Raw genomic sequence first — 8,793 nt, 5'->3', positions numbered from 1 at the left:
CGTCGGTCATCGGCTAACCGCCTCGACGGTGACGATGCGCCGCTCGAGGTGTTCGGCGGCGGTGATGACGTCGTCGGCGCGGTTGACGCTGATGGTCCAGCAGCGGCGGCTGTGGTCGTACTGGCGGGCGTCGACCTGGGCTCGGTCGAGCAGTGCCAGCACGTGGTCGCCGTGGAGCCAGCAGGTGCGCCGGCCCACCTCGACGCGCAGGGTCAGGCCCACCGTGGTTCGACGGCGTCGGCGGGGGCCGCGGCCGAGCATGGTCGGGTCAGCCATGGGTCATCGCCGCCGTCATGCGCTGCTCGTGCTCGACGGCGCGGGCCTCCCGGTCCGGCTCTCCTCGTCGGCGGCAGAGCTCGGCGTATGACGGCCGGCGCGCGGTCCGGTGAACCGCCTCGACGACGTCAGCGGTCCAGTAGCCGGGCGCCTCCTCCTCGACGGCTACGGCCTCGAGCTCGACCTCGAGGCGCAGGGCGATCTCGGCTGGGTCCGTAGACGTTCGCCAGCACTCGGCGGCGACGACCGCGGCGGCCACCTTGATGCGACTGCTGTCTGGAAGTGCGGTCCACTCGGGACTGCCGTAGCGCGGGAGCGGTCCTTCTGCCGCGTCGATGAGCGCGCGGGCCCAGGGCAGTGGCTGTGGGATCGGTATCGCGTGTCGCCCGTCGGCGGTACCCTCGCCGTTGAGGATCGACTGCTTGGCGGCGGCATCTTCTGAACGGCGTCCCGTGGCCCCGGGGCGCCGTTCGTGCATCTGGCTCATGCGGCGGCGCCCCCGCTGTCGCTCGGGGCGGCGCGGAGCAGTGTGGCGAGGCGGTCCCGCTGCTCGAGCGTGAACGGCGGCGCCACGGCGACGACCTGCCGGATGTGCTCTTCGAGGCGGGCAGCGGCGAGGTTGCGGCGAGCCCCTACTAGATCGGGGTCGTCAGCTGGTCGTGAGCGGGTGAGCGAGGCGACGCGGGCGCGTTCCTGCGTCCAGGACATTCGAGGTCCTCCGGGCATGGCGATATGCCCGGGGCTGCCCGGTTGAGCGACGCGGTCTGCCGCCGCGCCTCGCTGGAACTACCGCAGTCTAGCTGCTAGCCCTGCAAGTGAGATCTCTTCTACCCCAGCGGTGGCCAAGGTGTCCAGGACGGGAACGAGGTTCTCGCGGCGGACCGGCACCGTATCGGGGCAGAGTTCGCACTTCAGTCGGTAGCGGTCGCGGCCGTGCGCCGCAGGTGCACTGCGGCCGAACAGTGGCATGAATTCCTGTCTCTCACCGTGCTCGGTGACCGACTGGTACGCCTCCGGCTTGTCGGGGGTCGGAGCCATGGTCAGCGTCTTGCCGCCGGGCACCGGGATCGTCCGGGGTTGCCCTCGACGCCGTGTGCGACTGGACGTGCCGACCTTCTCGGCCCACCCGACCTCGGGGCTGTCGGTGAGGCGTGAGTATCTGGCGACGATGCTCTTCTTCGAGGCGTGAGACGTCTCAAGACCGTCCGGCCCCGTCGTCTGGCCGAGACAGAAGACAGTGATCATTGTCGTCGGGGCCAGCTTGAAGCTCACGTCGTTCTCCAGGTGATCTCGATGCCGCGGGGGTCGAAGTAGGACTCCCCTGCCCGCCATCCGGGTGGCCTACCGCGGCGCGTCCTGTGCACGGTCACCGTCATGATCGTGTCGACGATGGCCCGCCGGCGGGAGAGGTCGAGAGTCGGCCAGACGTCCGCGGCGGCCGACCCTGTGACGCCGTCCAGAGCTGAGGCGCCGGCGGCGGCCGCCAGGCGCTCGTCGAGGTCGTCGAGGTGCGCTCGGAGTGACGACGTCCCGCGCTCGAGTTGCTTGCCGGTGATGTTCCCGGCGGCGAAGTGGTCGATGAGCTCGTCGAGGCGGGCTTGCACGGCGAGGCGCTCGACGTGCACCGACGACGTGTCCTCGATGGCGGTGGTCCGCCCGAGGTCGACTGCGTCCGGACGGGACAGCCGCTCGACGGTGAGCGCCTGGACGAAGTCGTCGAGGGGCTCGCAGCGGCGGACGACGTGGCCGCCCTCCTCGCATCGGTAGGCGGCGACGGTCCCCCGGCCGCCGGTGCCGGCCGTGGTTGCTCGCAGGTGGCTGCCGCAGACGCCGCAGAGGTACAGGCCGCCGCCGAGCCAGCGGCGGGCGTTCCCGGTGGTCGTGCGGCGGCTCTCGTCACCAAGGAGCGCCCGCACGGCTTGCCACAGCGACTCGTCGACGATGGCTGGCCACTGCGCCTGGCCGATGACCTCGCCGCGGTGCTCCATCAGGCCAGCGTTCCGTGGACGGGCGAGGAGTTTCCGGGCCTCCGAGGGCTTCCACGGCCCACCGGTGGAGGTCGTGACTCCTCGCCCGTTCCAGTCGCGGGCGATCGAGTGCAAGCTCATGCCGGCGAGCAGGTCGTTGGTGGCGCGCCGGATCTCGGCCGCCTCCCTCTCGCGGATCGTGACGCCGTCGGCCTCGTAGCCGAAGGGCCGGCGGCCGCCCTTCCATCGCCCGCTGGTGGCGGCCTGGAGCTTCGCGGCCTGTTGCCGCTCGATCATGTGCTCGACCTCGTAGCGGCCGGCGCTGCCCAGCATCCGGGCGACCATGCGCCCGGAGGGGGTGGCGAGGTCGAGGGGGCCGGCCTTCACGGTCTGCGTGATGACGCCGCGGGGGTCGCAGATGTCGATGTACTGCTCAAGTTCCACAGGCCGTCGGTGCAGGCGGTCGGTGTGCCAGACCACCACGGCGTCTGCGCGCCCTTGCTCGAGGTCTGCGAGGAGCGCCCGGTAGCCGGGGCGGGGCTTGCCGGAATAGGCGGACAGGTCGTTGTCACTGTGGTGCGCGAGTACGTTCCATCCGAGCCGGTCGGCCAGATCCGCGCACTCCTGACGCTGTCGGTCGACCCCGAGGCCGGCGCCCTCGCGGTCCTTGCTCATGCGCGTGTAGATCACGGCGCGTCGGCTCACGTCTAACAGTGTTCCACTTGACACACCGCGAGGTCGAAACCGCTCCCCTGCTTCGGCATGGAGGCCGGCGACAGCCCGATGGTGATCCGCCGCTGCGGGAACGTGCCACCCGTGTTCGCCACCGCCGCCTTGACGCGGTCCACCGACTGCCGCACGACGGCGTCCGGCAGCCCGACGAGGACGACACCGGGCAGCCCCTGCGCCATGTCGACCTCGATCTCGACCATCGCGCCCTGGACCCCGGCCAGGCCGACGGACCACGTGCGCGCCAGGGTCACTGGAACGCCGCCCGCAGGTGCGTGACCACGGCCGGGCCGCAGGCCCGCACGAGGACGCCGACCACGTCGAAGCGCAGGTCAGGGGCGTGCTCGTCGTGCGCGGCCAGCCAGCGCTGCGCGAGCACGCGGAGCCTTCGCTGCTTGGCGATGGTGACTGCCTGGACAGGGAGTCCGTATCCGACACCCCGCCGCGCCTTGACCTCGCAGAACACCAGGGCGTCGCCCTCGCGCGCGACGATGTCGAGCTCGCCCTCGCGGCAGCGCCAGTTGCGGTCGAGCACGCGCAGGCCGGCGTCGGTCAGGAAGGCGACCGCGATGCGCTCGCCGAGCGAGCCGAGGTCGAGGGTGGTGGACACGGGACGACCGTGCCGACCCGGGGCCGCGGTGCCCATACCGGCATCGAGGTTGTGGAGGAGCGGTGAGGCTGTGGACGGATCGGCCCGGACGGCGTCCCCTGCCCGCTAGCGTCGCGGCATGTACGTGGAGGCAGTCGTGCAGGTCAACGACCGGGACACCTACAAGGCCACCGTGCGGCTCCGCTCGGCGATGCTCTCCAACCGACCGCCCGTCGACGCCTACGTCCGGTTCTTCCCGCCGGGCTGGCTGACGATGAAGTCCCTCGCCGTCGGTGCGCCGATCTCCGTGGTCTCGGCGACCGAGGTCTTCGACATCACCAACCTGGAGCGCGTCCAGGGCGGTGACGACGAGTAGCGCGGGCTACTGGATGCGCGGGTTGTCCGGCAGTTCGAGGTCGGGCTTGTCCAGCTCCTCCACGTTGACGTCCTTGAACGTCAGCACGCGGACGTTGCGCACGAAGCGCGCGGGCCGGTACATGTCCCAGACCCAGGCGTCGGAGAGCTTCAGCTCGAAGTAGACCTCTCCCCCGGCTTCCCGCACCTGCAGGTCGACGGAGTTGGCGAGGTAGAAGCGCCGCTCGGTCTCCACCACGTAGGTGAACTGCCGGACGATGTCCCGGTACTCGCGATAGAGCTGCAGCTCCATCTCGGTCTCGTACTTCTCGAGGTCCTCGGTGCTCATCGCAGCTCTTCCAGCTCAGGGACCATGTCCCCATCATCGACCATGCCGAGCGGCGCCGTGACCCGGACTCCCCGCGCCATGTGCGCGTCGCGGGCGCTGCGCACGTTGACGAACCGCATGCGGTGCTCGGGGCAGGGCCCGTGCCGCTCCAGGGCGGCGCTGTGCACGTCGGTGATGTAGCCCTTGTGGCCGGCGAAGTCGTACTCCGGCCACTTCTCGTGCAGCTCGAGCATCATCCGGTCGCGGGTCACCTTGGCCAGCACCGACGCGGCGGCGACGCACGCAGCGACCCGGTCGCCCTTCCAGACCGCGAGACCCGGGCGGGCCAGGCCCGGTACCGGGAACCCGTCGGTGAGCACGTAGTCCGGTTCGGGGTCGAGGTTCCAGACCGCCCGGCGCAGTGCCTCGATGTTCGTGACGTGCATGCCGCGGGCGTCGAGGTCCTCGACCGGCATGACCACGACCGACCAGGACACCGCGCGGTCGACGACCTCGGCGTAGACCCGCTCGCGCGCGGCGGCGGTGAGCAGCTTGGAGTCGGCCAGCCCGGGCACGCGGCCCCGCCGGCCCGGGGGAAGGACGCAGGCGGCGGCCACGAGGGGCCCCGCGCAGGCACCGCGCCCGGCCTCGTCGGCACCCGCGACGGCGGAGAAACCGCGGCGGCGCAGGGAGCGCTCCATGTCCCAGAGCGCGTCGGGACGGTCGTCGTTCACGATCGTGCGCCGGCTGCGTGCGGCCGGGCTCGCTTCGGAGTGGATGGATCGGAGCGCCATGGCGCACCGACCCTACGACGTCCCCGTGCGACCCCGACGGCGGCACACCCGACCCCGGACGCACTCCGGGCCGGCCTCCGCGAGGGAGGCCGGCCCGGGGTGCCGGAGCGGTGGTGCAGTCGGTCAGATGTCGGCGTCGACCGGGTCGGTCACCGGCAGCTCGGCTGCGGCGGCCGAGTGGCCGCAGGTGCAGCCGGGCTGGCGGTTGGACAGCACCAGCGAGACCGCGTGCGCCCGGTCGCGGGCACCCAGCTTGCGCAGGATGGCCTTGACGTGGGACTTGACGGTGTCCTCGCTGATGAAGAGGTTGCGGCCGATCTGGCGGTTCGACTGGCCCTGGAGGAGCTCGTCGAGCACGTCGGACTCGCGCCGGGTCAGGGGCACCTCCGGCGTGAACGGCTTGGCCACCGGCACGTCGGACGGCTCGACCCGGCGGATCTGCGGGTCGACGACGGTCCGGCCGGCGCGAGCCGCCAGGATCGCCCAGCCGAGCAGCGTCGGCGACGTGTTGATCATGAGGTAGCCGCGGACACCCGCCGCGATCGCCTCGTTCACGACGGCCGGGTCCTCGGACGTCGCCAGCGCGACGATCGCGACACGGGGGAAGCGGCGCCGCAGGTCGCGGCAGGCGTTGAGGGTCGCGGCGCGGCCGGAGCCGAGCTCGACGACGACCGCGTCGGGGCGGGCCGACTCGACCAGCGTGAGGGCGCGACGCAGTTCGCCGGGCGTACCCACCGACTGCATGCCTGCCGTCTCGTTGATCATGCTGACCAGACCGCGACGCAGGACGGGCGCGTCAGCGAGGAGAAGCACGCGGGTGACCCCGCGGGCATTGCTCGCCATAGGTGCGGACACAACTGACTCCGTTTCGACTCCGGGAACTTGCAATGTCTCCATCGGAAGGGTGAAACGGATACTTGAATACTTTTACGACCTTTTTCAGATTGCTATCGCAGCGCCGAGCAATGGCGGCGGGCAGTCCCACGAGCAACACCGGAATGGAGCGGTCGAGAGCGCGACGGCACCGGGGCCCAGGTCAGCGCCCCGAAGAACGGTGGGGAAAGGCGGGTCAGTCGCCGCGGGAACGGCGCAGGCGCCAGATCGAGATCGGCAGGGCGCCGGCCAGGCCGAGCACCAGGGGCGCCGCCGACGCCGCCGTCACCCGGGACGACGTCAACGACGTCCCCGGGAGGCCGGCCGCCTCCGTGCCCTGGATGTCGGGTGCGTCCAGCAGCCCGAAACGGCTCACGGGCCAGACGATCACAGCCGCCTTCCCGATGACGTCCTCGACGGCGATCGTGCCGCTGTAGCGGTCGCTGGAGTGCGAACGGGAGTCCGCCGAGGCCGAACGGTGGTCGCCCATGACCCAGAGCCGGCCTTCGGGAACGGTGACCTTGCCGAACGTACGCGTCTCGATGGGGGTGTTCTCGAAGATGTAGGGCTCGTCGAGAGCGACGCCGTCCACGATCACGCGGCCCTCGGGGTCGCAGCACTCCACGGTCTGGCCCTCGGTGGCGATCACCCGCTTGACGAAGTCGTCCTCGCTGGGCGGTGCCACCCCGACGGCGCGGCCCAGCCACAGGAGCGCTCCGGAGAACCAGTTGCCGGGCTCGGCGACGGAGACCTCCGGCGTCCAGGTGTCCGGTCCCTTGAAGACGACGATCTCGCCCGGCTCGGGCTCGCCGAACCAGTACGGGACCTTGTTCACCAGGACGCGGTCGCCGGTGCACCCGCCGCACCCGTGGAGGGTCTGCTCCATCGACCCCGAGGGGATGAAGAACGCCTGCACGAAGAACGTCTTGACGATCAGCGCCAGCACGAACGCGATCAGCAGCAGCACGGGCAGCTCGCGCAGGAGCGACCCCTTCTTGGCTGCGCCCTTCCGGCGGCGGGAACCCCGGCCACCTGTGGCGTTCTCGGCTGCGACGTCCGACGTCGCCGACTTCTTGCCCTCGTCGTCCCCGGGATCGACGTCGGCGGGCCCCCCGGGCCGTTCGCTGCTCATCACGGAGCAGCGTACGGCGCGGGAGACCCGCCGCGAGCACAGCCGGTCAAGACCGGCCGTCAGGGCGTGTCAGCGCGTGATGGCGTCGCGCTTCTCCTTGATCTTGGCGGCCTTGCCGCGGAGCTCGCGGAGGTAGTAGAGCTTCGCCCGACGGACGTCACCGCGGGTGACGACCTCGATCTTCTCGACGACCGGCGTGTGCACCGGGAAGGTCCGCTCGACGCCCACGCCGAAGCTCACCTTGCGGACGGTGAAGGTCTCGCGGATGCCGCCGCCCTGCCGGCGGATGACGACCCCCTGGAAGACCTGGATGCGCGAGCGGTTGCCCTCGACCACGCGCACGTGGACCTTGACGGAGTCCCCGGGGCGGAAGTCGGGGATGTCGTCGCGCAACGAGTCGGCGTCGAGTGCGTCCAGGGTGTTCATCTCGGCAGTCCTCATGTTCTGGCCATGTATCAGGCGTCGTCGTTCGGTGCAGACAGCGGAAAGCCCGGCCGTCCGAGTCGGTGGCTGCGGCGCGTCGTGGAGCCATCGTCGACCCGCGCCGACGGTCTGCAGCAGCTCTCTACTGTGCCACATCTTCAGGCGACGATGCGCGGCGGCCCGGTCCAGGGCCCGTCGAGCAGCTCGCGGAGCCGGTCCGCGAGGTCACGCGGCGCGAACTCCACGGTGCCGGCGGCGATCTCGGCGGCGGTCCACCAGCGGTGCGGCTCCTCGCCCAGCACCTCCAGCTCGGTGCGTCCGCTCGCGTCCACCTCGTGGACGACGTCGCGGAGGACGAAGAAGGTCTCGCGGGAGTCGATGTCCACCCCGGCGAACGCGCCCACGTGCCGGCGGAGCCAGACCGGGCCCTCCAGCGCCGCCGGGTCGACGACCAGGCCGATCTCCTCGGCGAGCTCCCGGACGGCGGCGGCGCGCAGGCTCTCGCCGTCCTCCACTCCCCCGCCGGGCGTGTACCAGAACAGGACGTCGCCGGGCGGCACCGCCGGATCGGTCAGCCGCGCCCCGAGCAGGAGCACCCGGCCGGCGGGATCGAGGACGACGACGCGAGCCGTCGCCCGCACCCACGCCTTCTCACTCATCGTCGAGCAGCGCCCGGTCGGCCTCGGGCAGCGACGCAGGGTCCAGCAGATCGGGACGGCGGCTCGACGTACGCCGGAGGGACTCAGCGCGCCGCCAGCGGGCGATGGCCGCGTGGTCGCCGGACAGCAGCACCGGGGGCACCTCGAGGCCGCGCCAGGACGCGGGCCGGGTGTAGGACGGCCCCTCGAGCAGCCCGTCGGCGTGCGAGTCGAACTCCACGGACTCCCGGTTGCCGACGACGCCGGGCAGCAGCCGGGTGACCGCCTCCACCATCACGAGGACGGCGGACTCCCCGCCGGCCAGCACGTAGTCGCCGATCGACACCTCCGACACCGGCCCGGCCTCGGCGGCCCAGTCGGCCACCCGCTGGTCGATGCCCTCGTACCGGCCGCAGGCGAAGACCAGCCCCGGTTCGGCGGACCATGCAGCCGCCATCGCCTGGGTGAACGGCTGCCCGGCCGGGGTCGGCACCACGAGCCGGGTCCCGGGCGGGCGGACGGCGTCCAGGGCCCGTCCCCACGGCTCGGGGCGCATGACCATCCCGGGGCCGCCGCCGTAGGGCGAGTCGTCGACGGTGCGGTGGACGTCGTCCGTCCACTGCCGCAGGTCGTGGACGGCGATCTCGACCACGCCGCGCTCGGCGGCCTTGCCCAGCAGCGACTGCCGCA

General features: G+C 71.7%; 15 protein-coding genes. 1 reads left to right on the top strand and 14 read right to left on the bottom strand.

What is annotated here, in order from left to right:
* Positions 1–6: 6 nt before the first annotated feature.
* From E4P40_RS24020 to E4P40_RS23990, 7 genes are all read right to left on the bottom strand, one after another.
* On the bottom strand, positions 7–276 hold the full coding sequence (locus E4P40_RS24020; protein WP_135160893.1) for a hypothetical protein: 270 nt from the start codon (positions 274–276) through the stop codon (positions 7–9).
* Entirely contained in the window at positions 269–763 is a 495-nt protein-coding gene (locus E4P40_RS24015; RefSeq protein WP_135160892.1) for a hypothetical protein, read from the bottom strand. Before E4P40_RS24015 ends, E4P40_RS24020 begins: the two co-directional genes overlap by 8 nt.
* Complete coding sequence (locus E4P40_RS24010; RefSeq protein ID WP_135160891.1) at positions 760–984, bottom strand: hypothetical protein; 225 nt, start codon at positions 982–984, stop codon at positions 760–762. Before E4P40_RS24010 ends, E4P40_RS24015 begins: the two co-directional genes overlap by 4 nt.
* Positions 985–1,062: 78 nt before the next feature.
* Positions 1,063–1,548, bottom strand: a complete 486-nt coding sequence (locus tag E4P40_RS24005; protein ID WP_135160890.1) for a hypothetical protein — start codon at positions 1,546–1,548, stop codon at positions 1,063–1,065.
* A complete protein-coding gene (locus E4P40_RS24000) occupies positions 1,545–2,948 on the bottom strand; it encodes a recombinase family protein (protein ID WP_135160889.1) in 1,404 nt (467 codons plus the stop codon). Before E4P40_RS24000 ends, E4P40_RS24005 begins: the two co-directional genes overlap by 4 nt.
* 2 nt (positions 2,949–2,950) lie before the next feature.
* Positions 2,951–3,226 (bottom strand): magnesium chelatase domain-containing protein, encoded by a 276-nt coding sequence (locus tag E4P40_RS23995; protein ID WP_245160555.1) that lies wholly within the window; start codon positions 3,224–3,226, stop codon positions 2,951–2,953.
* Complete coding sequence (locus E4P40_RS23990; protein WP_135160888.1) at positions 3,223–3,582, bottom strand: YraN family protein; 360 nt, start codon at positions 3,580–3,582, stop codon at positions 3,223–3,225. The genes E4P40_RS23995 and E4P40_RS23990 overlap by 4 nt, the downstream gene beginning before the upstream one ends.
* A 118-nt stretch (positions 3,583–3,700) precedes the next feature.
* On the opposite strand from E4P40_RS23990, the gene E4P40_RS23985 reads away from it, so the two are divergent.
* Positions 3,701–3,937, top strand: coding sequence for a hypothetical protein (locus E4P40_RS23985; protein ID WP_135160887.1), 237 nt, complete (start codon positions 3,701–3,703; stop codon positions 3,935–3,937).
* A gap of 6 nt (positions 3,938–3,943) precedes the next feature.
* On the opposite strand, the gene E4P40_RS23980 is transcribed toward E4P40_RS23985, so the two are convergent.
* The 7 genes from E4P40_RS23980 to trmD form a co-directional block, all read right to left on the bottom strand.
* Entirely contained in the window at positions 3,944–4,264 is a 321-nt protein-coding gene (locus E4P40_RS23980) for a DUF2469 domain-containing protein (RefSeq protein WP_135160886.1), read from the bottom strand.
* Positions 4,261–5,037 carry a ribonuclease HII gene (locus E4P40_RS23975; RefSeq protein ID WP_135160885.1) on the bottom strand — a complete coding sequence of 259 codons (777 nt, stop codon included), beginning with the start codon at positions 5,035–5,037 and terminating at the stop codon, positions 4,261–4,263. The genes E4P40_RS23980 and E4P40_RS23975 overlap by 4 nt, the downstream gene beginning before the upstream one ends.
* A gap of 123 nt (positions 5,038–5,160) precedes the next feature.
* The gene (locus E4P40_RS23970) at positions 5,161–5,850 is read right to left on the bottom strand and encodes a response regulator transcription factor (protein WP_245160554.1); all 690 of its coding nucleotides are present in this window, start codon (positions 5,848–5,850) and stop codon (positions 5,161–5,163) included.
* A gap of 256 nt (positions 5,851–6,106) precedes the next feature.
* Positions 6,107–7,042 (bottom strand): signal peptidase I, encoded by a 936-nt coding sequence (lepB, locus tag E4P40_RS23965; protein ID WP_135160883.1) that lies wholly within the window; start codon positions 7,040–7,042, stop codon positions 6,107–6,109.
* 69 nt (positions 7,043–7,111) lie between these two features.
* Positions 7,112–7,468 (bottom strand): 50S ribosomal protein L19, encoded by a 357-nt coding sequence (rplS, locus tag E4P40_RS23960; protein ID WP_135160882.1) that lies wholly within the window; start codon positions 7,466–7,468, stop codon positions 7,112–7,114.
* Positions 7,469–7,623: 155 nt separating this feature from the next.
* A complete protein-coding gene (locus E4P40_RS23955) occupies positions 7,624–8,124 on the bottom strand; it encodes an NUDIX domain-containing protein (RefSeq protein WP_135160881.1) in 501 nt (166 codons plus the stop codon).
* Positions 8,117–8,793, bottom strand: a 677-nt coding sequence (gene trmD / locus E4P40_RS23950) for a tRNA (guanosine(37)-N1)-methyltransferase TrmD (RefSeq protein ID WP_135160880.1), incomplete at its 5' end; no start/stop codon positions are given. The genes E4P40_RS23955 and trmD, both read right to left, overlap by 8 nt.

Source organism: Blastococcus sp. CT_GayMR20, from assembly GCF_004570345.1.
This window is presented reverse-complemented; position numbering and strand designations above follow the sequence as displayed.

Bases quoted from the DNA above. Each gene is read 5' to 3' on its own strand.
- E4P40_RS24020 (WP_135160893.1), bottom strand. From the start codon at position 276: ATGGCTGACCCGACCATGCTCGGCCGCGGCCCCCGCCGACGCCGTCGA.
- E4P40_RS24015 (WP_135160892.1), bottom strand. From the start codon at position 763: ATGAGCCAGATGCACGAACGGCGCCCCGGGGCCACGGGACGCCGTTCA.
- E4P40_RS24010 (WP_135160891.1), bottom strand. From the start codon at position 984: ATGTCCTGGACGCAGGAACGCGCCCGCGTCGCCTCGCTCACCCGCTCA.
- E4P40_RS23985 (WP_135160887.1), top strand. From the start codon at position 3,701: ATGTACGTGGAGGCAGTCGTGCAGGTCAACGACCGGGACACCTACAAG.
- E4P40_RS23980 (WP_135160886.1), bottom strand. From the start codon at position 4,264: ATGAGCACCGAGGACCTCGAGAAGTACGAGACCGAGATGGAGCTGCAG.
- E4P40_RS23975 (WP_135160885.1), bottom strand. From the start codon at position 5,037: ATGGCGCTCCGATCCATCCACTCCGAAGCGAGCCCGGCCGCACGCAGC.
- lepB (WP_135160883.1), bottom strand. From the start codon at position 7,042: ATGAGCAGCGAACGGCCCGGGGGGCCCGCCGACGTCGATCCCGGGGAC.
- rplS (WP_135160882.1), bottom strand. From the start codon at position 7,468: ATGAACACCCTGGACGCACTCGACGCCGACTCGTTGCGCGACGACATC.
- E4P40_RS23955 (WP_135160881.1), bottom strand. From the start codon at position 8,124: ATGAGTGAGAAGGCGTGGGTGCGGGCGACGGCTCGCGTCGTCGTCCTC.